The organism is Azospira sp. MPR-LB4 (assembly GCF_058809525.1).
Genome location: NZ_CM179521.1, coordinates 1,866,474 through 1,893,246, shown reverse-complemented (window position 1 = coordinate 1,893,246; position 26,773 = coordinate 1,866,474). Strand labels below are relative to the sequence as shown.

The 26,773-nt window shown below is 66.4% G+C and carries 26 protein-coding genes and 4 tRNA genes; 12 read left to right on the top strand and 18 right to left on the bottom strand.

Annotated elements, in window-relative coordinates:
* Window positions 1-2 precede the first annotated feature (2 nt).
* Window positions 3-1,016 (top strand): UDP-glucose 4-epimerase GalE, encoded by a 1,014-nt coding sequence (gene galE / locus AC3QLZ_RS08865; RefSeq protein WP_014235513.1) that lies wholly within the window; start codon window positions 3-5, stop codon window positions 1,014-1,016.
* On the opposite strand, the gene AC3QLZ_RS08860 is transcribed toward galE, so the two are convergent.
* From AC3QLZ_RS08860 to AC3QLZ_RS08800, 13 genes are all read right to left on the bottom strand, one after another.
* The gene (locus AC3QLZ_RS08860) at window positions 1,013-1,840 is read right to left on the bottom strand and encodes a lysophospholipid acyltransferase family protein (protein WP_014235512.1); all 828 of its coding nucleotides are present in this window, start codon (window positions 1,838-1,840) and stop codon (window positions 1,013-1,015) included. The two genes, galE and AC3QLZ_RS08860, sit on opposite strands and share 4 nt — an antisense overlap.
* Window positions 1,837-2,595: a GNAT family N-acetyltransferase gene (locus AC3QLZ_RS08855; RefSeq protein ID WP_014235511.1), complete on the bottom strand. Its 759-nt coding sequence runs from the start codon at window positions 2,593-2,595 to the stop codon at window positions 1,837-1,839. The genes AC3QLZ_RS08860 and AC3QLZ_RS08855 overlap by 4 nt, the downstream gene beginning before the upstream one ends.
* Window positions 2,596-2,719: 124 nt before the next feature.
* On the bottom strand, window positions 2,720-3,187 hold the full coding sequence (locus tag AC3QLZ_RS08850) for an outer membrane lipoprotein (RefSeq protein WP_014235510.1): 468 nt from the start codon (window positions 3,185-3,187) through the stop codon (window positions 2,720-2,722).
* Window positions 3,188-3,209: 22 nt separating this feature from the next.
* Window positions 3,210-4,145, bottom strand: a complete 936-nt coding sequence (locus tag AC3QLZ_RS08845; protein ID WP_014235509.1) for a carbohydrate kinase family protein — start codon at window positions 4,143-4,145, stop codon at window positions 3,210-3,212.
* A 65-nt stretch (window positions 4,146-4,210) separates the two neighbouring features.
* Entirely contained in the window at window positions 4,211-5,446 is a 1,236-nt protein-coding gene (locus AC3QLZ_RS08840) for a glycosyltransferase family 4 protein (RefSeq protein WP_130459903.1), read from the bottom strand.
* A gap of 82 nt (window positions 5,447-5,528) precedes the next feature.
* Window positions 5,529-5,915, bottom strand: coding sequence for a diacylglycerol kinase (locus tag AC3QLZ_RS08835; protein WP_014235507.1), 387 nt, complete (start codon window positions 5,913-5,915; stop codon window positions 5,529-5,531).
* 96 nt (window positions 5,916-6,011) lie between these two features.
* Window positions 6,012-7,004, bottom strand: a complete 993-nt coding sequence (locus tag AC3QLZ_RS08830) for a DUF3426 domain-containing protein (RefSeq protein ID WP_014235506.1) — start codon at window positions 7,002-7,004, stop codon at window positions 6,012-6,014.
* Complete coding sequence (gene prmA, locus AC3QLZ_RS08825; protein ID WP_014235505.1) at window positions 7,001-7,888, bottom strand: 50S ribosomal protein L11 methyltransferase; 888 nt, start codon at window positions 7,886-7,888, stop codon at window positions 7,001-7,003. The genes AC3QLZ_RS08830 and prmA overlap by 4 nt, the downstream gene beginning before the upstream one ends.
* A gap of 6 nt (window positions 7,889-7,894) precedes the next feature.
* Window positions 7,895-9,262, bottom strand: a complete 1,368-nt coding sequence (gene accC, locus AC3QLZ_RS08820; protein WP_014235504.1) for an acetyl-CoA carboxylase biotin carboxylase subunit — start codon at window positions 9,260-9,262, stop codon at window positions 7,895-7,897.
* A gap of 12 nt (window positions 9,263-9,274) precedes the next feature.
* Window positions 9,275-9,724 (bottom strand): acetyl-CoA carboxylase biotin carboxyl carrier protein, encoded by a 450-nt coding sequence (gene accB, locus AC3QLZ_RS08815; RefSeq protein WP_014235503.1) that lies wholly within the window; start codon window positions 9,722-9,724, stop codon window positions 9,275-9,277.
* An 88-nt stretch (window positions 9,725-9,812) separates the two neighbouring features.
* Window positions 9,813-10,313, bottom strand: coding sequence for a type II 3-dehydroquinate dehydratase (aroQ, locus tag AC3QLZ_RS08810; protein WP_014235502.1), 501 nt, complete (start codon window positions 10,311-10,313; stop codon window positions 9,813-9,815).
* A 55-nt stretch (window positions 10,314-10,368) separates the two neighbouring features.
* Entirely contained in the window at window positions 10,369-10,917 is a 549-nt protein-coding gene (locus tag AC3QLZ_RS08805; RefSeq protein WP_014235501.1) for a TlpA family protein disulfide reductase, read from the bottom strand.
* Window positions 10,914-11,525: a hypothetical protein gene (locus tag AC3QLZ_RS08800; RefSeq protein WP_014235500.1), complete on the bottom strand. Its 612-nt coding sequence runs from the start codon at window positions 11,523-11,525 to the stop codon at window positions 10,914-10,916. The genes AC3QLZ_RS08805 and AC3QLZ_RS08800 overlap by 4 nt, the downstream gene beginning before the upstream one ends.
* A 52-nt stretch (window positions 11,526-11,577) precedes the next feature.
* Between AC3QLZ_RS08800 and mpl the strand changes: the two genes are divergently transcribed.
* Complete coding sequence (gene mpl, locus AC3QLZ_RS08795; protein ID WP_014235499.1) at window positions 11,578-12,927, top strand: UDP-N-acetylmuramate:L-alanyl-gamma-D-glutamyl-meso-diaminopimelate ligase; 1,350 nt, start codon at window positions 11,578-11,580, stop codon at window positions 12,925-12,927.
* Between the two features lie 99 nt (window positions 12,928-13,026).
* Here the strand turns inward: mpl and AC3QLZ_RS08790 are convergent, their stop codons facing one another.
* Window positions 13,027-13,539 (bottom strand): PhaM family polyhydroxyalkanoate granule multifunctional regulatory protein, encoded by a 513-nt coding sequence (locus AC3QLZ_RS08790; protein ID WP_014235498.1) that lies wholly within the window; start codon window positions 13,537-13,539, stop codon window positions 13,027-13,029.
* 123 nt (window positions 13,540-13,662) lie between these two features.
* Here AC3QLZ_RS08790 and AC3QLZ_RS08785 point away from each other — a divergent pair, with 123 nt between their 5' ends.
* Window positions 13,663-14,313 (top strand): response regulator, encoded by a 651-nt coding sequence (locus AC3QLZ_RS08785; RefSeq protein WP_014235497.1) that lies wholly within the window; start codon window positions 13,663-13,665, stop codon window positions 14,311-14,313.
* A gap of 1 nt (window position 14,314) precedes the next feature.
* On the opposite strand, the gene AC3QLZ_RS08780 is transcribed toward AC3QLZ_RS08785, so the two are convergent.
* From AC3QLZ_RS08780 to AC3QLZ_RS08765, 4 genes are all read right to left on the bottom strand, one after another.
* The gene (locus AC3QLZ_RS08780) at window positions 14,315-16,219 is read right to left on the bottom strand and encodes an ATP-binding protein (RefSeq protein ID WP_492783242.1); all 1,905 of its coding nucleotides are present in this window, start codon (window positions 16,217-16,219) and stop codon (window positions 14,315-14,317) included.
* A gap of 40 nt (window positions 16,220-16,259) precedes the next feature.
* Complete coding sequence (locus AC3QLZ_RS08775) at window positions 16,260-17,072, bottom strand: class I SAM-dependent methyltransferase (RefSeq protein WP_014235495.1); 813 nt, start codon at window positions 17,070-17,072, stop codon at window positions 16,260-16,262.
* Window positions 17,073-17,440: 368 nt separating this feature from the next.
* Entirely contained in the window at window positions 17,441-20,992 is a 3,552-nt protein-coding gene (locus tag AC3QLZ_RS08770; RefSeq protein WP_014235494.1) for an indolepyruvate ferredoxin oxidoreductase family protein, read from the bottom strand.
* 257 nt (window positions 20,993-21,249) lie between these two features.
* Window positions 21,250-22,647 (bottom strand): FAD-binding oxidoreductase, encoded by a 1,398-nt coding sequence (locus AC3QLZ_RS08765; protein ID WP_014235493.1) that lies wholly within the window; start codon window positions 22,645-22,647, stop codon window positions 21,250-21,252.
* Between the two features lie 172 nt (window positions 22,648-22,819).
* Between AC3QLZ_RS08765 and AC3QLZ_RS08760 the strand changes: the two genes are divergently transcribed.
* The 9 genes from AC3QLZ_RS08760 to rplA all read left to right on the top strand — a co-directional run bounded on the left by AC3QLZ_RS08760 (window position 22,820) and on the right by rplA (window position 26,680).
* A tRNA-Tyr gene (locus AC3QLZ_RS08760) sits at window positions 22,820-22,904 on the top strand.
* Window positions 22,905-22,968: 64 nt separating this feature from the next.
* A tRNA-Gly gene (locus AC3QLZ_RS08755) sits at window positions 22,969-23,042 on the top strand.
* 26 nt (window positions 23,043-23,068) lie between these two features.
* Window positions 23,069-23,143, top strand: a tRNA-Thr gene (locus AC3QLZ_RS08750).
* Between the two features lie 49 nt (window positions 23,144-23,192).
* Window positions 23,193-24,383 carry an elongation factor Tu gene (tuf, locus tag AC3QLZ_RS08745; RefSeq protein WP_014235481.1) on the top strand — a complete coding sequence of 397 codons (1,191 nt, stop codon included), beginning with the start codon at window positions 23,193-23,195 and terminating at the stop codon, window positions 24,381-24,383.
* A 61-nt stretch (window positions 24,384-24,444) separates the two neighbouring features.
* Window positions 24,445-24,520 (top strand) — tRNA-Trp (locus tag AC3QLZ_RS08740).
* Window positions 24,521-24,540: 20 nt separating this feature from the next.
* Window positions 24,541-24,894 (top strand): preprotein translocase subunit SecE, encoded by a 354-nt coding sequence (gene secE / locus AC3QLZ_RS08735; protein WP_014235492.1) that lies wholly within the window; start codon window positions 24,541-24,543, stop codon window positions 24,892-24,894.
* Entirely contained in the window at window positions 24,891-25,424 is a 534-nt protein-coding gene (gene nusG / locus AC3QLZ_RS08730) for a transcription termination/antitermination protein NusG (RefSeq protein WP_014235491.1), read from the top strand. Before secE ends, nusG begins: the two co-directional genes overlap by 4 nt.
* Before the next feature lie 127 nt (window positions 25,425-25,551).
* On the top strand, window positions 25,552-25,983 hold the full coding sequence (rplK, locus tag AC3QLZ_RS08725) for a 50S ribosomal protein L11 (RefSeq protein WP_014235490.1): 432 nt from the start codon (window positions 25,552-25,554) through the stop codon (window positions 25,981-25,983).
* A 1-nt stretch (window position 25,984) separates the two neighbouring features.
* Window positions 25,985-26,680 (top strand): 50S ribosomal protein L1, encoded by a 696-nt coding sequence (rplA, locus tag AC3QLZ_RS08720; RefSeq protein ID WP_014235489.1) that lies wholly within the window; start codon window positions 25,985-25,987, stop codon window positions 26,678-26,680.
* Window positions 26,681-26,773 lie beyond the last annotated feature (93 nt).

Sequence of the window (26,773 nt, the reverse complement as noted above, 5' to 3'; positions counted from 1 at the left end):
GCATGCATATTCTGGTCACCGGCGGCCTGGGCTACATCGGCTCCCATACCTGCGTCGAGTTGCTGCAGGCCGGCCATGGCGTCACCATCCTCGACAACCTCTCCAACAGCCGTGCCGATGTGGCCGAGCGCATTGCCGGCCTGGGCGGTGCTGCGCCGATCTTCATCGAGGGCGACGTGCGGGACCGCCAGTTGCTGTGCCGGATTTTCCGGGAGCAGACTGTCGATGCCGTGATCCACTTTGCCGGCCTCAAGGCGGTGGGGGAGTCGGTGGCCCAGCCTCTGCGCTATTACGAGTGCAATGTGGGCGGCAGCCTGGTGCTGTTCGAGGCAATGGCCGAAGCCGGGGTCAAGACCCTGGTGTTCAGTTCGTCGGCCACGGTCTATGGCGATCCCCATGCGGTGCCGATCCGCGAGGACTTTCCGTTACGGGCCACCAATCCCTACGGACGCAGCAAGCTCATGCTGGAAGAGGTGCTGGCCGACATGGCGGCCGCCGATTCCCAATGGCGGATTGCCCGGCTTCGTTATTTCAACCCGGTGGGGGCTCACGAGAGCGGCTTGCTTGGCGAGGCGCCCAACGGCATTCCCAACAACCTGATGCCCTATGTGGCCCAGGTTGCTGCCGGCCTGCGTGCCCGCCTGTCTGTCTTCGGCAACGACTATCCCACCCCTGACGGTACCGGGGTGCGGGATTTCATCCATGTGGTGGACCTGGCCCAGGGGCATCTGGCAGCCCTGGCAGCCCTGGCGCGTGGGGAAGGGATGCTGACGGTTAATTTGGGAACAGGGCGTGGTTACAGCGTCCTCGATCTGGTGCGGGCATTCGAAGCGGCCAGCGGGAGGACCATTCCCTTCGATTTCGTCCCACGGCGGCCGGGCGACATTGCCGCCTGTTACGCCGACCCCGCCCTGGCGGCATCCCTCCTTGGCTGGACCGCCCGGCGGGACCTGGCCGCCATGTGCCGCGACACGTGGCGCTGGCAGCAGACTGCGGTGACGTTGGGGTTGGTCTAGGCGGCGTCCTGCAGGGGCGCGACTGCCCCTGTCTCGTTGCTGCCCAGCATGAGGCGCGTGGCGATCTGCTGGCGGGCCTGCTGGGCCAGTTCCTTGCGCCCTCCCGCGGCCTCCACGGTGAGGGGCGGGCATGCCTCCACCCGACCTTCCAGCCAGCCGGCCGCCAGGATGGATTGCAGGCATTGCCACAAACTGGTTTCCCCCACGTAGGCGGCAGCGGTGCTGCGCCGGCCGTTGCGGTCATGGTAGGAGAGGGCCAGGGGAACGATGGGGCGTCCGGCCTCGATGGCCGGTTGCAGCAGGGCGCCGTGGAAGTGCAGCAGGCTGCCGCCGTCGGTGGTGGTGCCTTCCGGGAAGAGGGCCACCATGTGGCCCCGGCCCAGGATGGCGCCGATTTCTTCGTTGATGATCCGGGCGTGGCCGCGGCTGCCGCGGCGCAGGAAAATGGTGTCGGTGCGCGCCGAGAGCCAGCCGATGACGGGCCACTGCCGCACTTCGGCCTTGGAGACGAAGGCGGCCGGCTGGGCGGCGTTGATCAGATAGACGTCCAGCCAGGAGACATGATTGGCCACCAGCAGGCTGCCCGGGGGCAGACCCTGCAGCTGGGCCTGCAGGTGCACGCCGAGGATGTTGAGCAGCTTCTCCGACCAGGCCTGCTTCAGGCGCAGGCGCCGTTCCGTGCCGATCAGGGGATACCACAGGGCCACCACCAGGATGCCGTGCACCAGGTGCAGCATCAGGCGGGACAGACGGAACCAGCGGATGGGGCGGGGCAGGGGATGGGCTTCAGCCCCGCTGCGGAGTGGCGATGTATCCAGTTTCAACGTCCCAGAAAGTGTTTGGCGTAGCGGGCGTCCACCTTGGACATGGGCAGCAGCACCGGCAGGTCGGCGGTGTTGAAATCCGGGTCCCAGGCCGGTTCGCCGCAGATCCAGGCGCCGGCTCGCAGGTAGCCCTTGATCAGGGGCGGGGTCTCGGCCTTCACCTCGTTGCGCAGGGCCTCCAGGGGCAGGGGGCAGCGGGGAAAGACGCGGTACTCCAGGGGGCTCAGGTGGTCCTGCAGCTGATTATACAGAGCCGCCGCGGCGTGGCCGCCGTCGGCCATGCTGATGGAGGCGCAGCCCACCAGATACTCGTGGCCGTTTTCCAGCATGTAGCGGGCCAGGCCGGACCACAGCAGGGTGATGGTGGCGCCGGTGCGGTAATCCGGATGGACGCAGGAGCGGCCCACTTCCACCAGGCGCGGGCGCAGGTGCTGCAGGCGGGTCAGGTCGAATTCGTTTTCGGTGTAGTAGCCGCCGATCTTGCGGGCCTTTTCCGGCGACAGGATGCGGTAGGTGCCGATGATCTCGCCGCTGTCCTCGTTGCGGCAGACCAGGTGGTCGCAATAGGGGTCGTAGATGTCCTGATCCACGCCCGGCACCCGGCTGGGCAGCTTGGCGCCCATCTCCTGGCCGAAGACGCGGTAACGCAGTTTCTGGGCTTCGAGGATTTCCCGTTCGCTCTCGGCCAGGCCGACGGAAAGGTTGCGGGCGTAGATGCGGCGGCTTTGTTCCAGCGACGTCTGTTCGTTCTGCATGGTCTGTCCTCCTTGAGTCATGAGGACAGAATCTAGAGAGCGTCTGTTACGCCGAGGTTGCGCCGTAGTGAAGTTTGGATGAAGCGGGGAGCCGTGCCGGCGTGGTGCCGGCACGGGGTCGGACTCAGTGGCTGACGCGGCTGCTGCCGTTGCCGGAGAGGATGCGCACCCGCTCGCCCGGATGGAATTCCTCGTCGGCTTCCTGGACGATGGCCACCAGATTGCCGTTGTCCAGCTTGACGGTGATTTCGACGCCGTCCTTCTTGCTGATCTTCTCTTCCAGGGCGCTGCCGGCCATGCCGCCGGCGACGGCGCCGAGGATGGCGCCGACGGTGCTGCCGCGGCCGCTACCCACGTTGCTGCCGGCCATGCCGCCGATGGCGGCACCGGCGACGGTGCCCACCGGGGTGTTGCCGCCTTCGATGGTGACCTTGCGCACGGATTCGACGACACCTTGGCGCACGGTCATTTCCTGACGGGTGCTGCTGCGGCCGTAGGAGCTGCCGGACTGGCTGTTGGCACAGCCGGCCAGGCTGCCGAGCAGCAGCAGGCCGGCCAGGCCGGCGATGGCGAGGGAGGGGATACGGGTCATGCTTTCTCCTTGCCGGCGGGGCTTACCACAGGCGGCTGCCGAAGGCCTGGTGGTATTGCTCGCCGATTTCTTCACGGGTGAAGGTGTGGTTCTGGGGGCCGGAACGGGCGATCTTGATGGCGCCGACGAGGGCGGCGAGGCGGCCGATCTGGTCCCAGTCCATGCCGTTGGCGATACCGTAGAGCAGACCGGCGCGGTAGGCGTCGCCGCAGCCCGTGGGATCGACCACCTCTTCTGCCTTAACGCAGGGAATATCCAGGCGTTGACCGCCGACGTAGATATGGGAGCCTTCGCCGCCCCGGGTCACCACCAGGGCCTTGACCAGCTTGGCCAGCTCTTCCAGGGACTTGCCGGTGCGGTCGGTGAGCAGCTTGGCCTCGTAGTCGTTGAAGGTGGCGTATTCGGCCTGGGCCAGGAAATCCAGCAGTTCGTGGCCGGAGAACATGGGCATGCCCTGGCCCGGATCGAAGATGAAGGGGATGCCGGCTTCGGCGAACTGCTTGGCGTGGCCGATCATGCCGTCGCGGCCGTCCGGGGCGACGATGCCCAGGCCGATGTCCTTGGCTTCTCCCACGCTGTTGAGGTGGGAGAAGGTCATGGCACCGGGGTGGAAGGCGGTGATCTGGTTGTCGTCCAGGTCGGTGGTGATGAAGGCCTGGGCGGTGTAGCTGTTGGCCACGGGGCGCACGTGCTCCCGGGACAGGCCCAGATCGTCGAGGCGCTTCAGGTAGGGGGCGGCATCTTCGCCGACGGTGGCCATGATGACCGGCTCGCCGCCCAGCAGCTTGAGGCTGTAGGCGATGTTGCCGGCGCAGCCGCCGAATTCGCGGCGCAGTTCGGGCACCAGGAAGGCCACGTTCAGGATATGGATCTGTTCCGGCAGGATGTGGTTCTTGAAGCGGTCCGGAAAGACCATGATGTTGTCGTAGGCGATGGAACCGCAGATGAGTGCGCGCATGGGAATCGTCGGGTAAATGGATTAAGCCCGCGATTATACCCGGGCCGCCGCCCGGCGGCCCGGCCCTAGTCCGGCGCCATGACGATGGCGGTGGCGGCCTGGTAGCGGCGCTCGTGGCTGCGCACGGCCTGGCCGAGGGCGGCGGCGAAGGCGTCGTGGATGTGCTCCCAGTCGTTGCCCACCACGCTCATGCGGGCGTGGTTGCGCAGCACCCGCAGGGTATTGGGTTCGGCCGCCTCCCGGGCGGCGGCGACGAAGGCGGTCGCGTCGCCGGCCGGGGCCAGCAGGCCGTTGCGGCCGGGCACGATCAGTTCCGAGGCCGCCGCGTAGTCGTAGGCCACCACCGGCAGGCCGGAGGCCAGGGCCTCCTGGGTGACGTTGCCGAAGGTCTCGGTGAGGCTGGGGAAGAGGAACAGGTCGCCGGAGGCGTAGTGGCTGGCCAGGTCGCTGCCGCTGCGCATGCCGGCGAAGACGTGCTGGGGATGGCGGGCCTGCAGCCCCGCCCGCACAGGGCCGTCGCCGACGAAGACCAGGCGCGCCTCCGGCTGGCGGGCCTGGATGGCGGCGAAGGCCTCCAGCACCAGATTGAGGTTTTTCTCCGGCGCCATGCGGCCCACGGACAGCACCACCAGGCTGTTGTCGGTGGCGCCCCAGGAGCGGCGCAGTTCGGCGGAGCGGCGCTCCGGGTGGAACAGGGCGGTATCCACGCCCCGGGCCACCACCTGCAGGTTGTCGTAGCCGTTGTCGCCCAGTTCCCGGGCCAGCTGCCCGGTGGGGACGAAGGTGGCGTCGGTTTTGTTGTGGAAGCGGCGCAGGTAGGCGGCGATGGGGCGCTTCAGCCAGCCCATGCCGTAGTGGTGGCTGTAGGCGTGGAAGTTGGTGTGGAAATCGGAAGTGACGGGCAGGCGCAGCTTGCGGGCGGCGGCGATGGCCGAACTGCCCAGGGGGCCTTCGGTCACCACGTGCACCACGTCCGGCCGCTGCAGGGACCACAGGCGGGTGAGGGCGCGCTTGGCGGGCAGGCCCAGCTTGAGGCCGGCATAGCTGGGGATGGGCACACCGGCGGCCAGCACCTCCTCCAGGGCGTGGCCGCTGGCCGGGCGCTCCTGGGCGTGCTGGCGGGGACGCACCAGCTGGATGCGGTGGCCGCGGCGGATCAATCCATCCACCATGCGGCTCAAGGTCATGGCCACGCCATTGACTTCCGGCGGGTAGGTTTCCGTCACCACGGCGATGCGCAGCTGGGGCTGGCTGGGCGCGTAGTCGTGGACGCAGAGCGGGGGCAGGTCGTCTTCGTGCATGGAGCCCATGCTGGCGACCAATGGTGACTTTTGTGTGACCGTTCGATGAAGTTTCGCTGACGTTGCCGGCAGGCGGCCATGCCTAGTCCAGCAGCACGAGGCTCCACACGGCGGCCACGTTGGCCAGGGAAATGAGCACGGCGGCGCTGCCGATGTCCTTGGCCCGCTTGGCGAGGCGGTGGTTTTCCAGGGAGATGCGGTCCACCGTGGCTTCCACCGCCGAGTTGAGCAGTTCTACCACCAGCACCAACAGCACGCTGCCGATCATCAGGGCCTTGCCGATGCCGCTGCCGGGAAGCAGCACCGCCACGGGGATGAGCAGCACGGCCAGCCACACCTCCTGGCGGAAGGCATCCTCATGGCGGTAGGCGGCACGCAGGCCGTCGATGGAGTAGTGCAGGGCGTTCCACAGGCGGGTGAGGCCGGTCTTGCCCTTGAACGGGCTTTCGTTTTGGGAGTCGTGGCTCATGGGGTCGGGGTGCAGGGATGAAAAAAAGCCCTTCCGCCAGGAAGGGCCGAACATTCCGAACGCCACAGAGCCTACCGTGGCCGTGTTACCGGGGGATTACGGGTAGAAGACGTAGAGGCGGTAGCCCGAGGGCACCAGATCCTTGGCCTCGATCCACAGCTTGACGGGGATTTCGCCGTTGGCCTGGAAGCCGGCGGGGGCGGCGGTGCCGGTGAGATAGTCGGCGGGGTGCAGGACGCGGCGGGAAACCACCGCATCCTGGGTGTCGGTGAGGGCCAGTTCCAGGGCCGGCAGGTCCTGCACGTAGGGCGCCCGGTTCTTCAGGGTGGCCATCAGGATGAGCTGGCCCTTGGCGGCGTCGGCCTGCAGGTCGGAGGCTTCGATGCTCACCAGCTCGGCCTTGCGCGGCAGGGGGATGTCCCAGCCGGCGGCGAGCATTAGGGGCTGCAGGGAGGGCAGGGCGATGGCCAGGTCGCTGCGGAAGCGGTGGGCCATCTGGCCGAGGAGGACGGAGAAGAGGATCAGGATGGCCAGCAGGAAAGGCCAGCGGGGCTTGCGCGCCGGTTCGGCCATGAGGGCGCCGCCACCGGCCAGGGGGCGCTCGGCCCACTTGCTGTAGCCGGGAATGGCAGTGGTTTCCCGGGGCAGGATCGGGTCTGCCGGGTCTTGGGCCAGGTCGGCCGGCGCGGCGCTGGCGTCGGCCAGCACCGGCGCGTCGTTCGGCTCCTCGATGGCGGAGGCGTCCAGGATCGGCTCCTGGCGGTCGTCTTCGAGTGTGTCAGGCTGGGAGTCAGGAGTGTCGACGTTCTCCGGCATGGCAGCCTGGAGATCGGCTTCCACTGCGCCTTCTGGCGCAGCGCCCGTTGCAGTTTCAGATGCCGCCTCGCCCGCATCCACCGGGCCGGCCGCCGGCGTGGCCGGGCGCAGGGCGGCGGTTTCCTCGCTGCCTTCGTCCAGCAGGTGCTCCAGAGCGTTGAAAACGTGCTGGCACTGGCCGCAGCGGACCTTGCCGCCCCGGGCCTTGAGCTGTTCCGGCGTGACCCGGAAGGTCGTCTGGCACTCAGGTTGGGGGCAGCGGGTGAGGATCATATGCGGCGGCCTTCCAGGCAGACCCAGCCTTCCCGGCGGTCGGCCACGGCCATGGCGAACCAGGGGCTGTAGATGGCCATCAGTTCCTCTTCCTGTTCCACCAGGATGCCGGACAGGGCCAGCCAGCCGCCGGGGCGGACGTGGGCAGCCAGGGCCGGGGCCAGGGCCTTGAGCGGGTTGGCCAGGATGTTGGCGATGAGGATGTCGAACTGGCCGTCGATGGGCTCGCGGGAATCGGCGAAGTGGGCGCTGACACCGTTACGCTCGGCATTGGCCTTGGCCGCATCCACCGCCTGGGGATCGATGTCCACCCCGGTCACCGGGTTGGCGCCGAGACGGGCGGCGGCGATGGCCAGGATGCCGGAGCCGCAGCCGTAGTCGAGCAGGCTGCAATCGGCGGTGACGTAGCGCTCCAGCCATTCCAGGCAGAGCCGGGTGGTGGGGTGGGAGCCGGTGCCGAAGGCCATGCCCGGGTCCAGGATCAGGTTGATGGCGTCCGGGGCCGGGGTCTCGTGCCAGGAGGGCACGATCCACAGCTTGTCGGAGACGCGGATGGGGTCGAACTGGGACTGGGTCAGCTGCACCCAGTTCTGCTCTTCCACCGTTTCCAGGGTGAAGGGGGGCGTCGGCAGACCCAGCCCGGCGCAGCAGGCGGCAAGCACCGCCCCCGCGTCCGCATCGGCCTCGAACAGGGCGGCGATGCGGGAATGGTCCCAGGCCGCCGCGATGTCCATGCCCGGTTCGCCGAACTGGGGCGTCTCTTCCGGCGTGCCCGCATCCGCATCCTCGATGCCGGCGGAGAGGGCCCCCGCCTCCATCAGGGCGTCGGTGAGGGCCTCGGCGCTGGCAGCGTCGGTGTCGCAGCGGAGCTGGAGCCAGGCCATCGGCGCTTAGCCTTCCACCGACTTCACTTCGTTCTTGGCGGCCAGCTTGTGCTCCAGGTAGTGGATGCTGGTGCCGCCTTCGACGAAGCGGGCGTCCTGCATCAGTTCCTGATGCAGCGGGATGTTGGTCTTGATGCCCTGCACCACGGTCTCGGAAAGGGCGATGCGCATGCGGCGGATGGCCTGTTCCCGGGTGTCGCCGAAGGTGATGATCTTGCCGATCATGGAATCGTAGTGGGGCGGTACCTTGTAGCCGGAGTAGGCATGGGAATCGACGCGCACGCCGGGGCCGCCGGGCGGATGCCACCAGCTGATGGTGCCGGGAGAGGGCACGAAGGTGAAGGGATCTTCGGCGTTCACCCGGCATTCGATGGCGTGGCCGCGGAACTGGATGTCCCGCTGTTTGAAGCGCAGCTTCTCGCCGGCGGCGATGCGGATCTGCTCCTGGACGATGTCGATGCCGGTGATCAGTTCGGTCACCGGATGCTCCACCTGAACCCGGGTGTTCATCTCGATGAAGTAGAACTCGCCGTTCTCGTAGAGGAACTCGAAGGTGCCGGCGCCGCGATAGCCGATGCGGCGGCAGGCTTCGGCGCAGCGTTCGCCGACCCGGGCGATGAGGCGGGCGGGGATGCCGGGAGCCGGCGCTTCCTCGATCACCTTCTGGTGGCGGCGCTGCATGGAGCAGTCCCGCTCGCCCAGGTAGACGGCGTTCTTGAACTCGTCGGCCAGCACCTGGATTTCCACGTGGCGCGGGTTCTCCAGGAACTTCTCCATGTACACCATGGGGTTGCCGAAAGCGGTCTGGGCTTCCTGGCGGGTCATGGCCACGGCGTTGATGAGGGCGGCTTCGGTATGCACCACGCGCATGCCGCGACCGCCGCCGCCGCCGGCAGCCTTGATGATCACCGGGTAGCCGACGGCGCGGCCGATCTTGATGATTTCCTTGGGGTCTTCCGGCAGGGCGCCATCGGAACCGGGCACGCAGGGCACGCCTGCAGCCTTCATGGCGTCCTTGGCGGAAACCTTGTCGCCCATGAGGCGGATGGTCTCGGCCCGGGGGCCGATGAAGACGAAGCCGGAGGATTCGACCCGCTCGGCGAAGTCCGCATTTTCGGAGAGGAAGCCGTAGCCCGGGTGAATGGCCTGGGCGTCGGTGACCTCGGCGGCGGAGATGATGGCCGGGATGTTGAGGTAGCTGAGGGCGGAGGAGGCCGGGCCGATGCAGACGGATTCGTCCGCCAGCTTCACATACTTGGCTTCCCGGTCGGCCTCGGAGTGCACCACCACGGTCTTGATGCCCAGCTCACGGCAGGCCCGCTGGACCCGCAGGGCGATCTCGCCCCGGTTGGCGATGAGGATTTTCTCGAACATGGAGAAAACTCCTTAGCCGATGACGAACAGGGGTTCGCCGAATTCAACCGGTTCGCCGTTGTCCAGCAGGATGGCCTTGATGGTGCCGGAAGCGTCGGCTTCGATCTCGTTGAGCAGCTTCATGGCTTCGATGATGCACAGGGTGTCGCCCTGCTTGACGGTCTGGCCCACCTGGACGAAGGGCTCGGCGCCGGGGGAGGAGGCGCGGTAGAAGGTGCCGACCATGGGCGACTTGACCACGTGGCCTTCCGGCAGGTCGTCGGTGTCGTCCAGGTTCACGCTGCTGGGGGCCGGTGCGGCAGCCGGGGCGGCGGCGGGCACGGCGTAGGTCATGGGCTGGCCCATGGGGGCGGCGACATGCTTGGCAATGCGGACTTTTTCTTCGCCTTCGGTGACCTCCAGCTCGGAGATGCCGGATTCCTGTACCAGGTCGATGAGTTTTTTGAGTTTACGCAGATCCATTGAATTCTCCCTCGAAAATCCGCCCTATTGAGTTGGCGGTGGAAGTAGCTAGATGTGAAAAACCGGAAACCGGGTCTGGCGTGGCAGCTCAGTCGGCGTTGAGTCGGCTCAGCAGGAACTCCAGGGCCAGGGAATATCCCTCGGACCCCAGGCCGCTGATGACCCCGATCGCCAGATCGGAAAAATAGGAGTGGTGCCGGAACGGCTCCCGGGCGAAGACATTGGAGAGATGCACTTCGACGAAGGGAATGCCGACCGCGGCCAGGGCGTCCCGCAGCGCAACGCTGGTATGGGTGTAGGCCGCCGGGTTGATGAGGATGAAGCGTACTCCCTGCTCCCGGGCCGCATGGATGCGTTCGATCAGGGCGCCTTCATGGTTGCTTTGGAAAGCTTCCAGTTCGACGCCGGCAGATTCGGCGCGCACGGCCAGAGCCCGGTTGATGTCGGCCAGGGTGGTGCTCCCGTAAATCTGGGGCTCCCGGGTGCCGAGCAGGTTCAGGTTGGGGCCGTGCAGGACCAGCAGGCGCGGCGGAATGGTTTGTTCTGCCTGGGTCTTGCCCTTGGCGGAAGATGAAGTTTGCTTCTTCATGGCAGCAAGTTTGCCGCAATTCGCGACAGTTTGTCCAGTTTGCCTCTTTCGAAAGTCATAGCAGGGGTTGCAGGATGGCTGCCAGTTCGGCGCCGTTGAGCCCGCCCAGGCGTACGTGGCGTGCCTGGCCCTGGCGGTCCAGCACCAGGGTGAAGGGCAGGCCGCCCCGGCTGTTGCCCAGATTTTTCAGGTTGCCCACGGCTTCCGGGGTGGCGATCAGCAGGGGGTAGGCGGTTGGCTGCTTGGCGGCGAATTCCTGCACGCTGTCGGCAGAATCCAGGGCAATGCCGATAAATTGCACCCCCTTGCTCCCCAGCTCCTGCTGCAGGCGGGAAAACTCGGGCATTTCCTCCCGGCAGGGCGGGCACCAGGTGGCCCAGTAATTGATGACCCGCACCTGCCCGGACCACTGGGCCAGGGCCTGGGGTTTGCCGTCAGCCGTCGGCAGCTGCAGTTGCAGGAGCTGCCGTACGGCCTTCGCCGGCGGTTCGGGGGTAAAGGCCGGGTGCTCGCCCCGGCCGAAATAGAGGCCGGCGGCGAAGGCTGTGGCGGCCAGGCCGATGGCCAGGGCCAGGCGCATTAACAAGGGGCGTGTCGGTTTCATGGATTTGCCGGCAGCAGGGCGCGCACGGCTTCCAGGCGGGCCCGCTCCCGCAGGCGGCCGTCCCGGCTGCGGGAGGCGGTGCGCTCGTCCTGGGGTGGGTAGATCACCAGATTGATGGTGTCCCCTTCCATATCCAGTTGTAGCACCGCATCCACCCGGTCGTGGCGGGGCGTGGTGTGTTCAAAGGGGATTTGCCGGTTGAGGAGGAATATCTCCACCTCCTTGGCGCTGTCCGGGTAGAGCAAAATGTCCACCTCGGCGTAGCGGCCGGCGCTGCCGTCCAGGACGGAACCGGTGAGATAGGGGTGGAATGGCGTCATGATCTCCATCATTTCCGCCGCTTTTCCCCGCAGTTCGTCGATCCGTTCCTTCTGTTCCCGCTCCTGGTAGAGGGCCTGGTAGGCCCGCAGCTCGCTTTCTACCTCGGCATTGGTGGGCAGGGCGTCCGTATCCGGACTGCCCAGCTGCCGGGCTGCCTTGCGCTTGGCCAATGGGTAGTCGGCGATGCCGTCCTCCGCCATGAGGCGGGCGGCGGTGCTGGCGATGAGCTGGCGCAGGTGGGCGTTGCGGGAGGCCTGGGCATCGGCACGGCGAGAGGATGGCTTCATGGCAGACCCCGGCTGTTAGAATCAGGCCTCATTCTAACCGGCGGAATATTGCATGCATATTCACATTCTCGGCATCTGCGGCACCTTCATGGGCGGTATCGCCCTGCTGGCCCGGGCTGCCGGCCATCGCGTCACCGGCTGCGATGCCAATGTCTATCCGCCCATGAGTACCCAGCTGGAGGCTCAGGGCATCGAACTGACCGAGGGCTACGATGCTGGCCAGATCGCCGTCGATCCCGACATTTTTGTCGTCGGTAACGCCATTTCCCGTGGCAATCCGCTGCTCGAGGCCATTCTCGACCAGGGACTGCCCTATGTGTCCGGCCCCCAGTGGCTGGCCGAGCATGTGTTGCAAGGCAAGTGGGTCCTGGGCGTGGCCGGCACCCACGGCAAGACCACCACCAGTTCCATGCTGGCCTGGATTCTCGAGTGCGCCGGCCTCAACCCGGGCTTTCTCATCGGCGGCGTGCCCCAGAATTTCGGCCTGTCGGCCCGCCTCACCGACCTGCCTTTCTTCGTCATCGAGGCGGATGAATACGACACGGCCTTCTGCGACAAGCGCTCCAAGTTCATCCACTACCGGCCGCGGACGGCCGTGCTGAACAACCTTGAGTTCGATCATGCCGACATTTTTGCCGATCTTGCGGCGATCGAGATACAATTTCACCATTTGGTGCGCACCATGCCCCGTTCCGGCCTGGTGGTGGCCAATGCCCGGGAGGAAAGCTTGCAGCGGGTGCTGGCCCGGGGCTGTTGGTCTGGGGTGGAGTGGTTCGGCGGCGACAGCTGGTCCGCCATCGGCGACGACGGTGACGGTTCCCTGGTCCTGCTGCAGGATGGCCGGGAAGTGGCCCGCACCACCTGGGGCCTGACCGGCGAGCATAACCGGCAGAACGCCGTGGCCGCCATCCTGGCTGCCCGTCACGTGGGGGTGCGGCCCGAGGACGGCCTGCAGGCCCTGTCCACCTTCCAGAATGTGAAGCGGCGCATGGAAGTGCGGGGCAAGGTGCGCGACATCACGGTGCTGGACGACTTCGCCCACCATCCGACCGCCATCGCTACCACCGTGGCCGGCCTGCGGCACAAGCTGGGCAAAGGCTCCGGCCGCATCCTGGCGGTGCTGGAGCCCCGCTCCAACACCATGAAATTGGGCGTGATGAAGGACCGGCTGGCCGGCAGCCTGGTGGATGCGGATCTGGTCTTCTGCTATTCCCGGGATCTGGGCTGGGATGCGGCTGCCGCCCTGGCATCCCTGGGCGAGCGGGCCGTGGTGCTGGACGACCTGGACGGGCTGGTGGCCCGCATCGCCGCCGCCGCCAGGCCGGGAGACCAGGTGCTGGTGATGAGCAATGGCGGCTTCGGCGGTATCCACCAGAAGCTGCTGACGGCCCTGGCTGCCTGAGCGTTGCCGTCGCGGCGCCTCGTTGTGCCGCCTATTTCGCTGCCAATAAAAAAGCCCGGGCCAGTCCCGGGTTTTTTTTTATTGGTGCTGTTGCCGAAGTTACTGGGTTTTCTTGCTGCGGCTACCGGCGGTGGGCTTTTTCGGTTTGGCTGCCGTTTTGGCGGCAGCCTTTGCCTTGGGTGGTTCGGCCGGGGCTTCCGGCTGGGCGGCCTGTTGTTGCTGCAGGTGTTCCTGTACCTGGTTCATCATGTTCCAGGGCCACATGGCAGCCTGGGAAAAAGCGCTGGCCGCGGCTTCGGCGGCGGCACCGGCGGCTTCGGCCGTGCCCGAGGTGTCCTGGGCCATTTCCTCCCGCTGCTGGGCGGCCATGGCTCCCATGGTCTTTACGGCGGTGAGGGTGGAGTGCTGCATTTCCATGCCCTGGATGGTCATCTGCAGCATGGACAGGTTCATGCGCAGCCAGCCTTCCACCGCCTTCAGGTCGGTGATCTGCTTTTGCAACTCGTCCGTGTCCAGGGTGGGGGTGACCATGCCGGGGAGGGAGAAGCCCATATTGCCCCACATGTTCTTGACGAAATCCAGGGGATCGTTGCTTCCGTTGTTGAGGCTCATGGTGGGTCTCCTTTGTTGGCGCCGTATCCTGCCATAGTAGCGAATATTTTCTGCGCCGGAATAGCCGGGAGTCCGCCAGAGTGCTAAATTAGCGCCAAAACAACAACGTCATCCCATAACCCTATGCTCAATTTGCTCGTCATCGAAGACCACGCACTCGTCAGGGAGGGTCTGGTTCGCGTACTGCGTCAGCTGGAAGCGGAGGTGACCGTCTTCGAGGCTGGCGATTGCCATTCCGCCCTCGCCGTGCTGGAAAAGGAAGCGGACCTGGATCTGGTGCTGCTGGACATCGCCCTGCCGGGGCTCGATGGCCTGGCCTGCCTGGACCTCTTCCGCAGCCGCTTCCCCGCCGTTCCGGTGGTGGTCGTTTCCGCCTACGACGATGCCCATACGGTGAACCGGGCGCTCAAGCACGGCGCCCTGGGCTTCATTCCCAAGGCCTATTCCACCGAGAAGCTGGTGGCGGCGGTGCGGCAGGTGTTGGGCGGCAGCATCCACAAGCCGGAGCAGACCATGCCGGTGAACCTGGGGGCCGAACTGGCGCCCACGCCGGCGGTGCAGGAAGCGCCCGCTTCCGAATTCGGTCTGACCGAGCGTCAGGCCGAGGTGCTGGGGCTGATGACCAAGGGCAAGTCCAACCGGGACATCGCCAATCTGCTGGGCCTCTCCGAAGGCACGGTGAAAATCCACATCACCGCCATTTTCAAGGCCCTCGGCGTTTCCAGCCGGACCCAGGCCCTGGTGGCCGTCAGCCGCCTGGGCATCAAGGTCTGACCTAGGCGTTTTCCGTCTTTTCCAGTTCGCCGGCCAGGCGCTGCAGCAAGGCACGCAGCTTGGCCGGTCGCGCCGGGTGGGGCAGGCTGAACCAGCCCCCGTCCGCCATGCCCTCCTGTTCTTCCCCGCCGATGATCACGGCCGGGCGCTCCGGCGCCAGGGCCAGCACTTCGCGCAAGGTCGTGCCGTTGCCCGGCGCCAGCCAGAGGAAGGGGCCTTCGCTGCCGGCGGCCATCTCGGCCAGCAGGGCCTGGGCCGCGGCGGCCGATTCCACCCGGCGGCAGCGCAGGCCCCAGTCCCGCAGCCAGGCCTCCAGCTGTTCGGCGCTTTCGGCCATGAAGCCCGGGCCGTAGGCCAGCAGGGCGGCCAGAGGCGGGCGTTGTTCCAGTTCGGCGGCGGGCGTCTCCGCCACGGCCGCGCAGGCTGGCAGCTGGACTGCGAACACCGAGCCCTGGCCCAGGGCGGAGCGCAGATCCAGGGGGGCCTCCATGGCCTTGGCCAGCCGGTCCACGATGGCCAGGCCCAGGCCCAGGCCCTTGCCCTGGCCCCGTTCCGCATTGCCGACCTGGACGAATTCCTCGAACACGGCCCGCTGAAACTCGGGGGCGATGCCGTCGCCGCTGTCCCTCACCTCGACCCGCCAGGCCTGGCCCCGGCGGCGGGCGGCGACCAGAATGCTGCCCCGCTCGGTGTAGCGCAGGGCATTGGTGATGAGGTTGCCCAGCAGCCGTTCCACCAGGGCCGGGTCCGTATGGGCCCAGGCCCGGGTGGGGCGGAAGCGCAGGCGCAGCCCCCGGTTCTCCGCTTCCCGGGCATAGGTCTGCTGCAGCTTGTCGAAGATGGCCTGCAGGGGCGTGGCCAGGGGCTGGGGATTGACCCCGGCCACATCCAGGCGGGAGATATTGAGCAGGGCGTCCAGCAGTTCCGACATGCTGCGGATGGAGGTGCCGATCTGGCCGGCCAGCTTTTCCTGGTCCGGGCCCCGGGCGTGGTTCTTCAGGTCGGAGGCGAACAGGTTGAGGGCGTGCAGGGGTTGCCGCAGGTCGTGGCTGGCGGCAGCCAGGAAGCGGGACTTGGCCAGGCTTGAGCGCTCCGCCTCGGCCCGCTTGCGTTCCAGTTCCTGGGTGGCGTCGGCGATCTTGCCTTCCAGGTTGTCCCGGGCTTCCTGCAGGGCCTGGGCCATGGTGTTGAAGCCTTCCTCCAGGCGCTGCAGGTCGCCGCCGCTGTCGGCGGGCAGCTGCAGGTTGAGCTGGCCGGCGCGGATGCGCTCCACTGCCTTTTCCAGGCGCACGATGGGGCGGCTCACCTGGCGCGTCAGGATCATGGCCAGCAGACTGGTGGCGGCCACGGTCAGCAGCACCAGGGTCAGGGTGAAGGCGATGGTTTCCTGGCGGCGGGTCTCCAGGGACTGGCGGGACATTTCCACCACCACCCAGCCGAGCAGGGGCGGCGGCTCGGGGCGGCCGGCTACCGGGGACTCGGCGAGGAAGGGGTCCTGGATGTCGAAGCGGTGGCGCAGCACCGGCGCGGCGATGCGCAGATGGTCCTCGTCCTCGTGGATGACGTCGCTCTGGGTCGGGCTCGGCAGGGGCGAGAGGGGCGCCGGCAGGGCGCCGCTGGCGGCCAGGGCCTCGCCCTCCTGGTCGTAGACCTCGACGCTGTTCACGTGGGCTTCCTCCAGAGCGGCCAGGGCCACGCTGCCCAGGGTCTGGCGGTCGCCGGAGTAGGTGCTGTACTCGGCGATGGCCGCCAGCTGCCGGGCCAGGCCCAGGCCCCGGTCCCGCAGGTCCCGGTCCAGGTCGGAGAGCAGGGCGAGGACGAAGTAGACGCTGAGGGCGCCGGCCACCGCCACGGCGGGGGCCAGGGCGAGCAGGAGGATGCGGGTCTGGATGCCCCAGTTTTTCAAGATGGCGGCTGCTGTCGGTAGGAAGGTTGATGACGTTAGGCTAGGCCGGATTGTCCCCGGATGCGTCTTCCGCGGCAACTGCGGCGGCCAGCTGGGTGCGCAGACTCTCCGGGGTGTAGCAGTAAAGGCGGGTGCGGCGGCGGTCGCCCACTTCGATGATGCGATCCGCCTCGGCCCAGGGCACGGGGAAGCTGTTGCTCACCAGCAGGCCGTCGGCCGGCAGTTCCGCGGCGGCCTTCTGGCCCAGCCAGTCCATGGGTTCGGGGGAAAGGAAGGTGTACACCAGGTCGTGGCCGGCCAGGTCGGTGCGCCACATGTCGCCGTAGCGCAGGGCGGCGTTTCTCTGGCCGGAGAGGCGCAGGCGGCCTAGCAGCCAGGTGAGGGGGGCGTTCTCCAGGCCATCCACCCGGACTTCGGGCAGGGTCCGGGCCAGGGGCGCCTGCAGGCTGCCAATGCCGGCCCCCAGGTCCAGGATGCGCCGGCTGCCCCGCTCCCGGGCCAGGTCGGCCAGGGCGGCCGCCGTTTCCCGGTTGGAGAGATAGAGCGGCACCTGGCCGGAGACGGCGCCCCGGTACACCAGCAGCATGAGGATGAAGGCCAGCAGGAACCATCCCGGGGCGATGTCGAACTGGGTCACGGCCCAGGCCAGGGGAGCGAAGCAGGCGTGGATCAGGCGCCACCACCAGGCCTGGCGGCTGAGGGTGGCGAAGACCAGGGCGGTGGCGCCGATGGCCAGGGCCACCTGGTCCCAGGGCAGCAGCTCGGCCTTCATGCCGTAATAGGGCCAGGCCAGGGACAGCACCAGGAGAACGGCGGCGAACTGGAGGGCGAGTTGGCGGGAGGAAGCGGGCACGGCGGAGCCTGAAAAAAAAGCGGGTCGGTCATTGTAACCGACCCGCCGTTTCGGCCCGGACGGGCTCGCCGGCCTCGGACCTCGGACCTCAGACCTCGGACCTCAGACCTCAGACCTCAGACCTCAGACCTCAGACCTCAGACCTCAGACCTCAGACCTCAGACCTCAGACCTCAGACCTCAGACCTCAGACCTCAGACCTCAGACCTCAGACCTCAGACCTCAGACCTCAGACCTCAGACCTCAGACCTCAGACCTCAGACCTCAGACCTCAGACCTCAGACCTCAGACCTCAGACCTCAGACCTCAGACCTCAGACCTCAGACCTCAGACCTCAGACCTCAGACCTCAGACCTCAGACCTCAGACCTCAGACCGCCGGGGCCGCTCCGCCCCCTTCCAGTTTCCGCAGCAGCTCCTGGCGCTGCTGTCGGGCTTTCTCGGCGCTGGCGGCCTTGACGTGGCCGTAGCCGCGCACGCTTTCCGGCAGCCGCGCCAGTTCTAGCAGGGCCGGGTGGGCGCTGCCGGCGGCCAGGGCCTCCAGAATGCGCTCCAGGTCTGCCTCGTAGCCGGCCTGCAAGGCCCGTTCCATGCGCCTTTCGGCGGTGTGGCCGAAAACGTCCAGGGCCGTGCCGCGCAGGAACTTGAGGCGGGCCAGCAGCTTCAGGGCGCCGAGCATCCAGGGACCGTACTGCCGCTTGCGGATCTGGCCGCTACGCGGGTCCGGCCTGGCCCACAGGGGCGGGGCTAGGTGCACATGCACCGCGTAGTCCTTGCCCGGTTCGCCGGCGAAGGTTTGGCGCAGACGGGCGAAGAACTCGGGCCGGGTATGCAGGCGCGCCACTTCGTACTCGTCCTTGATGGCCAGAACCTTGAAGTAGTTGCGGGCGGCGGCCAGGGTCACCGGCAGGGCCGGGTCCAGGGGCGCCTCGGCCTGGCGCAGGGCTTCGATGCGCTGGCGGTAGCGGCGGGCCAGGGCGGCGTCCTGGTAGTCCGTCAGTTCCTGTTCCCGCAGGGCCAGCACTTCCTCCAGGGCGGCGTCAGGCCGGGGCGGCGGCGTGTCGGCGGCAGGCGTTGCCAGCTGGCGTACCCGGGCCTCGTCCACGGCGGCGCGGCGGCCCCAGTCGAGGGCCTGGAGATTGGCCGCCACGGCGGTGCCGTTGAGCTCGATGGCCCGGCCCAGGGCCGGCAGGCTTACCGGCACCAGGCCTTTCTGCCAGGCGTAGCCGAGGAGGAACATGTTGGTATACAGGGCGTCGCCCATGAGGGCCGTGGCCAGGGCCTGGGCGTCGAGGAACCAGGCGTGGTCGGCGCCCACGGTGGCGGTCACCGTCTGCTGCATGCGGGCCAGGGGGAACTGCCAGTCCGGGTTGCGGGTGAATTCGGCGGTGGGGGTTTCCGTGCAGTTAACCACGGCCCGGGTGCGCCCTTCCAGCATCTTGGACAGGGCCTCGTTGCCTGCTGTCACCACCACGTCGCCGCCCAGGATGGCGTCCGCCTCGCCGGTGGCGATGCGGGCGGCGTGGATGTCCTCCGGCCGGTCGGCGAAGCGCAGGTGGGTGAACACGGCGCCGTACTTCTGGGCCAGGCCGGTCATGTCCAGCACCGAGACGCCCTTGCCGTCCAGGTGGGCGGCCATGCCGATGAGGGCGCCCAGGGTCACCACGCCGGTGCCGCCGACCCCCGTCACCAGCAGGTTGTAGGGCCGCGCGGTGGGCGGCAGCACGGGCTCGGGCAGGGGCGGCCAGTCCTGTGCGTCCATGGCCAGGGCCTGGCCCTTCTTCAGCTTCGCCCCTTCCAGGGTGACGAAGGAGGGGCAGAAGCCCTTGAGGCAGGAGAAATCCTTGTTGCAGTTGGACTGGTCGATGGCCCGCTTGCGCCCGAAATCGGTTTCCACCGGGATGACCGAGAGGCAGTTGGACTGCACCGAGCAGTCGCCGCAGCCCTCGCACACCGCCTCGTTGATGAAGACCCGGCGGTCCACGTCGGCCAGCTTGCCCCGCTTGCGGCGCCGCCGCTTTTCCGTGGCGCAGGTCTGGTCGTAGATGAGAATGGTGGTGCCGGGAATTTCCCGCAGTTCCCGCTGCACCGCGTCCAGCTCGTCCCGGTGGCGCACCGGCACGTTGGGCGCCAGGTCCGTCACCTCGGCGTATTTCTCCGGCTCGTCGGTGACGATCACCATCCGGCCCACCCCTTCGGCCTCCAGCTGGCGGGTGATGCGGGGCACGGAGAGGATGCCGTCCACCGGCTGGCCGCCGGTCATGGCCACGGCGTCGTTGTAGAGGATCTTGTAGGTGATGTTGGTTTTGGCCGCCACCGACTGGCGGATGGCCAGCAGGCCGGAGTGGAAGTAGGTGCCGTCCCCCAGGTTGGCGAAGATGTGTTTTTCTTCGGTGAAGGGCGCCTGTCCGACCCAGGTGACGCCCTCGCCGCCCATGTGGGTGAAGGTGGAGGTGCTGCGGTCCATCCAGGTCACCATGTAGTGGCAGCCGATGCCGGCCACGGCCCGGGAGCCTTCCGGTACCCGGGTGGAGGTGTTGTGGGGGCAGCCGGAGCAGAAGTGGGGCGTGCGCTGGGTGAGGATCAGGGGCGTCTGCAGGGCCTTCTGCTTGGCCTCGATGAGGTCCAGGCGGGCCTTGATGGCCGGGCTGGTGAAGTGGCGCTCGATGCGGCTGGCGATGGCCCGGGCGATCTGGGCCACGGACAGTTCGCCGGCTGCCGGCAGCAGCCAGTCGCCGTGGGCCAGGTGGCCCTTGCCGTCGGGCAGCAGGGCCCATTCGCCCTTCTCGTCGAACTTGCCCACCACACGGGGCCGCACGTCCTCGCGCCAGTTGTAGAGCTCTTCCTTCAACTGGTATTCCAGCATCTGGCGCTTCTCTTCCACCACCAGGATTTCGTCCAGCCCCTCGGCGAACTGGCGCACCCCTTCCGATTCCAGGGGCCAGACCATGCCCACCTTGTAGAGGCGGATGCCGATCTGGGCGGCCAGCTGCTGGTCGATGCCCAGTTCGTCCAGGGCCTGCATCACGTCCAGATAGGACTTGCCGGCGGTGATGATGCCCAGGCGCGGTGCCGGGGAGTCGATGACGATGCGGTTGAGCCGGTTGGCCCGGGCGTAGGCGAGGGCGGCGTAGAGCTTGAAGTGGGTGAGGCGGGCCTCCTGCACCAGGGGCGGGTCGGGCCAGCGGATGTTGAGGCCGTCGGCCGGCAGTTCGAAATCATCCGGCAGGCGGATGTCCAGGGCCATGGGGTCCACCCACACCGAGGCCGAGGTTTCCACCGTGTCCGCCAGGGCCTTGAAGGCCACCCAGCAGCCCGAATAGCGGCTCATGGCCCAGCCGTGCAGGCCGTATTCCAGGTACTCCTGGACGTTGGCCGGATACAGCACCGGCATCATCACCGCCTTGAAGACGTGCTCGGTCTGGTGGGGTAGGGTGGAGGACTTGGCGGCGTGGTCGTCGCCGGCCACCACCAGCACGCCGCCGTGCCGGGAGCTGCCGGCGGCGTTGGCGTGGCGGAAGACGTCGCCGCTGCGGTCCACCCCCGGGCCCTTGCCGTACCATAGGGCAAACACCCCGTCGTACTTGGCGCCGGGGAAGAGATTGACCTGCTGGCTGCCCCAGACGGCGGTGGCGGCCAGGTCCTCATTGACCCCGGGCTGGAAGGTGATGTGGTTTTCCGCCAGATACTTCTGGGCTTTCCACAGGCCCTGGTCCAGGCCGCCGAGAGGGCTGCCCCGGTAGCCGGAAATGAAGCCGGCAGTATTGAGCCCCTGGGCCTGGTCCCGCAGCCGCTGCAGCATGGGCAGGCGGATCAGGGCCTGGGTGCCGGTGAGAAAGGCACGGCCGGAAAGGGTGGTGTACTTGTCGTCCAGGCTGGCGGACGCCAGCTCCTTGGGGACGTGCAAAGAGAGATCGCTCATGCGATTTGCTCCTCCATTGGTCGCCGGCGTCTCGCCTTCATCCCGTTTGCGGGCGGGCAGGATCGCGTTGGCAGGTTGGTCTGTCCGGTCGCTGCCTTGTGGGCTGTGCCGGTCTTGTGATGCGTCGCGGGTGGGCGACGCAGGCATTGTATGGGACCGCGGAGGGCGCGTAACGTTGCGTTGCAGCAGGCGCGGCGCGCAACGGCAGATGCAATGAAAAAGGGCGCCGCAGCGCCCTTGGTGGGGGAGGTGGGGCCTCAGGCCTGGGGCGGCAGGATCTTGCCCGGGTTCATCAGGTTGAGGGGGTCCAGGGCAGTCTTCAGGGTGCGCATCAGGGCCACGCCGTCTTCCCCGTGCTCCTGCAGCAGGTAGTGCTGCTTGCCCAGGCCGATGCCGTGTTCGCCGGTGCAGGTGCCTTCCATGGCGATGGCCCGCTCCACCACGCGCTGGCTGATCCACTCGCCTTCGGCCATTTCCTTGGGGTTGTCCGTATCCACCAGCACCACCAGATGGAAGTTACCGTCGCCCACGTGGCCGAAGAGGGCGATGGGCAGGGAAACCTGGGCGATGTCCTCATTGGTGGCGTGGATGCATTCGGCCAGACGGGAGATGGGGACGCAGACGTCGGTGGGGAAGCAGCGGGCGCCGGGCTTGAGCTGCAGGCAGGCGAAATAGGCGTCGTGGCGGGCCTGCCACAGGCGGCTGCGGTCCTCCTGACGGGTGGCCCACTGGAAGTCCTGGCCGCCGTTGCCCTGGGCGATTTCCTGGGTCAGTTCGGCCTGCTCCTGGACGCCGCTGTCGCTGCCGTGGAATTCGAAGAACAGGGTCGGTGCTTCCGGCAGGGTGGTCTTGGAATAGCGGTTGATGGCCTGCAGGGTGAGGGCGTCCAGCAGTTCCACCCGGGCCACCGGCACACCCAGCTGGATGGTCTGGATCACCGTGTCCACCGCGGCATCCACCGAGGGAAAGGCGCAAACGGCGGCGGACATGGCTTCCGGAATGGGGTACAGCTTCACCGTCAGCTCGGTGATGATGCCCAGGGTGCCCTCGGAGCCGACGAAAAGGCGGGTCAGGTCGTAGCCGGCGGAGGACTTGCGGGCCCGGCTGCCGGTGCGGACGATTTTGCCCTCGGGGGTGACCACGGTCAGGCTCAGCACGTTTTCCCGCATGGTGCCGTAGCGCACGGCGTTGGTGCCGGAGGCCCGGGTGGCGGCCATGCCGCCCAGGGTGGCGTCGGCGCCCGGGTCGATGGGGAAGAACAGGCCGGTGCCCTTGAGTTCGTCGTTCAGTTGTTTGCGGGTGACGCCGGCCTGGACGGTGACGTCCAGGTCCTCGGCATGGATGGACAGCACCCGGTTCATGCCGGACAGGTCGATGCTGATGCCGCCGTGCACCGCCAGCACATGGCCTTCGACGGAACTGCCGACCCCGTAGGGAATGACGGGTACGCGATATTCGCGGCAGAGGCGGACGACGGCTGCCACTTCCTCGGTGCTTTCGGCGAACACCACGCCGTCGGGCAGCATGGGCTCGTGCTTGGATTCATCGCGGCCATGCTGCAGGCGCACGGATTCGCCCTGGGAGTAACGGGTGCCGAACTGCTGGCGCAGGGCTTCAACGAGGGCGGCGGGCAGGGGCGCGGAGGCTGTGGTCATAGGTAATGTAGGGGCTTGAGCAAAGGCGGCATTCTAGGCCGAGAGGGGCGGGAAGCGAATTCGTACAAATCGGGCTGGACGTATGGGAATCTTTTGCTATAATGCGCCCTCGCTTCGCGATGCAGGGCTTGACACGGGCAACCGGCATAGCCATAATTCGCGGCTTCGTTTTGGAGGAGTTCCCGAGCGGTCAAAGGGATCAGACTGTAAATCTGACGGCTCTGCCTTCGAAGGTTCGAATCCTTCCTCCTCCACCAAGTTTTTGTTGCGGTTAGCGATGTCCGGTTCTGAGGTTTGGGCGTCGTGGGTGAAAAATCGAACGCGGGTGTAGCTCAATGGTAGAGCTGAAGCCTTCCAAGCTTAAGACGAGGGTTCGATTCCCTTCACCCGCTCCACTCCGCACGGTTGGTTGAAAGCGGATGCCCATGTAGCTCAGTGGCAGAGCACTCCCTTGGTAAGGGAGAGGTCGGCAGTTCAATCCTGCCCATGGGCACCACTGATTGCCCCGAAGTTTTTTTTACATTTTCTAAATTCGAGGTACCGCAATGGCCAAGGAAAAGTTTGAACGTACGAAGCCGCACGTTAATGTGGGCACCATCGGTCACGTTGACCACGGTAAGACCACGCTGACTGCTGCTATCACCACCATTCTGTCCAAGAAGTTCGGTGGCGAAGCCAAGGCTTACGACCAGATCGACGCTGCGCCCGAAGAAAAGGCCCGCGGTATCACCATCAACACCGCCCACGTCGAATACGAAACCGCCACCCGTCACTACGCTCACGTGGATTGCCCGGGTCACGCCGACTACGTGAAGAACATGATTACCGGTGCCGCCCAGATGGACGGCGCTATCCTGGTCTGTTCCGCCGCTGACGGCCCCATGCCCCAGACCCGCGAGCACATCCTGCTGGCCCGTCAGGTGGGTGTGCCCTACATCATCGTGTTCCTGAACAAGTGCGACATGGTGGACGACGCCGAACTGCTGGAACTGGTCGAAATGGAAGTGCGCGAGCTGCTCTCCAAGTACGACTTCCCCGGCGACGACATCCCCATCGTCAAGGGCTCCGCCCTGAAGGCGCTGGAAGGTGACCAGTCCGACATCGGCGAACCCGCCATTCTGGCCCTGGCCGATGCTCTGGACAGCTACATCCCCACCCCCGAGCGGGCTGTGGACAAGCCCTTCCTGCTGCCCATCGAAGACGTGTTCTCCATCTCCGGCCGCGGTACCGTGGTGACCGGTCGTGTCGAGCGCGGCATCGTCAAGGTCGGCGAAGAAATCGAAATCGTGGGTATCAAGCCCACCACCAAGACCACCTGCACCGGCGTGGAAATGTTCCGCAAGCTGCTGGACCAAGGTCAGGCTGGTGACAACGTGGGCGTGCTGCTGCGCGGCACCAAGCGTGAAGAAGTCGAGCGCGGCCAAGTGCTGGCCAAGCCCGGTTCCATCACCCCCCACACCCACTTCACTGGCGAAGTGTATGTTCTGTCCAAGGACGAAGGTGGTCGTCACACCCCGTTCTTCAACAACTACCGTCCCCAGTTCTACTTCCGGACCACTGACGTGACCGGCGCCATCTCCCTGCCCGAAGGCGTGGAAATGGTTATGCCTGGTGACAACATTCAGATGACCGTGAAGCTGATCGCTCCGATCGCCATGGAAGAAGGTCTGCGCTTCGCTATCCGCGAAGGCGGCCGTACCGTCGGCGCCGGTGTGGTTGCCAAGATCATCGAGTAATTTTTACTCGGTTTAAGTAAAAGCGTCCCGACCCTCGGGGCGCTTTTGTAGTCTCTGCTGCAGGGGCGTAGCTCAATTGGCAGAGCGTCGGTCTCCAAAACCGAAGGTTGGGGGTTCGAGACCCTCCGCCCCTGCCATCCAATAAGACGCGAGATACATGGCCGACAAGATCAAGTTTGCGCTGGCGCTTCTGTTGCTTGCCGCTGGCGTGGCCGGCTTTTATGTCCTCTCCGAGCAGGCAATGATCCTGCGCGTTCTGGTGGTTCTGGTTGGTCTGGTCGCGGCTGCCGCCGTGGCCTGGAAAACCGAGCCCGGAATGCGCTTTTTCATTTTCGGCCGGGAGGCTGTTGCCGAATCCAAAAAGGTTGTCTGGCCGAGCCGCAAGGAAACGTTGCAGACGACCGGCGTGGTATTCGTCTTCATGGTCGTCATGGCCATCTTTCTCTGGCTGACGGACAAGAGTCTGGAATGGCTCCTCTATGATGTGGTCCTGGGTTGGAAAAAATCATGAGCAAACGCTGGTATGTAGTTCACGCCTATTCCGGTTTTGAGAAGAGCGTGCAGCGTGCCCTGGTGGATCGCATCCAGCGCGCTGGCATGGAAGACATGTTTGGTCGCATCCTCGTTCCCGTCGAAGAAGTCGTGGAAATGAAGGGCGGCCAAAAGAGCATTTCCGAACGCAAGTTCTTCCCAGGCTACGTGCTGGTGGAAATGGAAATGAACGACGACACCTGGCACCTGGTGAAGAACACTTCCAAGGTCACCGGTTTCGTCGGCGGTACCGCCACCAAGCCCACCCCCATTTCCGAGAAGGAAGTGGACAAGATCATGCAGCAGATGCAGGAAGGGGTGGAAAAGCCCCGTCCCAAGACGCTGTTCGAGATCGGCGAGGTGGTGCGGGTCAAGGAAGGTCCGTTCACCGACTTCCACGGCTCCGTCGAGGACGTCAATTACGAGAAGAGCAAGCTGCGTGTCTCCGTGACCATCTTCGGTCGCGCCACGCCGGTGGAGCTGGAGTTCGGCCAGGTCGAGAAGTCCTGAGTCGTTTCGCTTCGCCAAGAATTCAGCAGGACGGGGGCCGGAGCCCGCCAATTCCGAGCAAGAGGAGCGTCAGTAGGCGGCGTCAGCCGCCCAACCCGCGCTAATACTCATCCAGTTAGGAGCCATCATGGCAAAGAAAATCATCGGCTTTATCAAGCTGCAAGTGCCGGCCGGCAAGGCGAATCCGTCGCCCCCCATCGGCCCCGCCCTGGGCCAACGCGGCCTCAACATCATGGAGTTCTGCAAGGCCTTCAACGCCCAGACCCAAGGTGTGGAACCCGGTCTGCCCATCCCCGTGGTGATCACCGCTTTCGCGGACAAGTCCTTCACCTTCGTGATGAAGACTCCCCCGGCCACCATTCTGATCAAGAAGGCCGCCGGCATTCAAAAGGGCTCCGCTAAGCCCCATACCGACAAGGTTGGCAAGATCACCCGCGCCCAGTGTGAGGACATTGCCAAGGCCAAGTCTCCCGATCTGACCGCTGCCGACCTGGAAGCAGCTGTTCGCACCATCGCCGGCTCCGCCCGGTCCATGGGCATCACGGTGGAGGGTCTGTAACATGGCAAAGCTGACCAAGAAGCAAAAGGCCCTGCAGGGCAAGATCGACCGCAACAAGGCTTATGCCGTTGCCCAAGCCCTGACCCTGGCCAAGGAAACCGCCACCGCCAAGTTCGATGAATCCATCGACGTGGCCGTGAATCTGGGTATCGACGCTCGCAAGTCCGACCAGCTGGTTCGTGGCTCCGTGGTGCTGCCCGCCGGTACCGGCAAGAGCGTTCGCGTCGCCGTGTTCGCCCAGGGCGACAAGGCCGAGGCTGCTAAGGCTGCCGGCGCCGACGTGGTCGGTTTCGACGACCTGGCCGAACAGGTCAAGGGCGGCAACCTGAATTTCGACGTGGTCATCGCCACTCCCGACGCCATGCGTGTCGTCGGCGCCCTGGGCCAGATTCTGGGTCCCCGCGGCCTGATGCCGAACCCCAAGGTCGGCACCGTGACCATGGATGTGGCTACCGCCGTGAAGAACGCCAAGGCCGGTCAGGTTCAGTACCGTACCGACAAGGGCGGCATCATCCACGCCACCATCGGCCGTGCTTCCTTCCCGGTTGAAAAGCTGGAAGAGAACCTGAAGGCCCTGATCGATGCCCTGAACAAGGCCAAGCCCGCTTCCTCCAAGGGCCAGTACCTGCGCAAGGTCGCCGTGTCCAGCACCATGGGCCCCGGCGTGCGCGTGGACCAGGCTACCCTGGTCGCCTAAGGCATTTCGCAGCAAAAAGAACTTTGGGCCGTGGCCTCTCCCTCCGGGGTGGGGCCGCGGATCGTCAAAGACCGCAGGTGCCGCCGGGAAGTT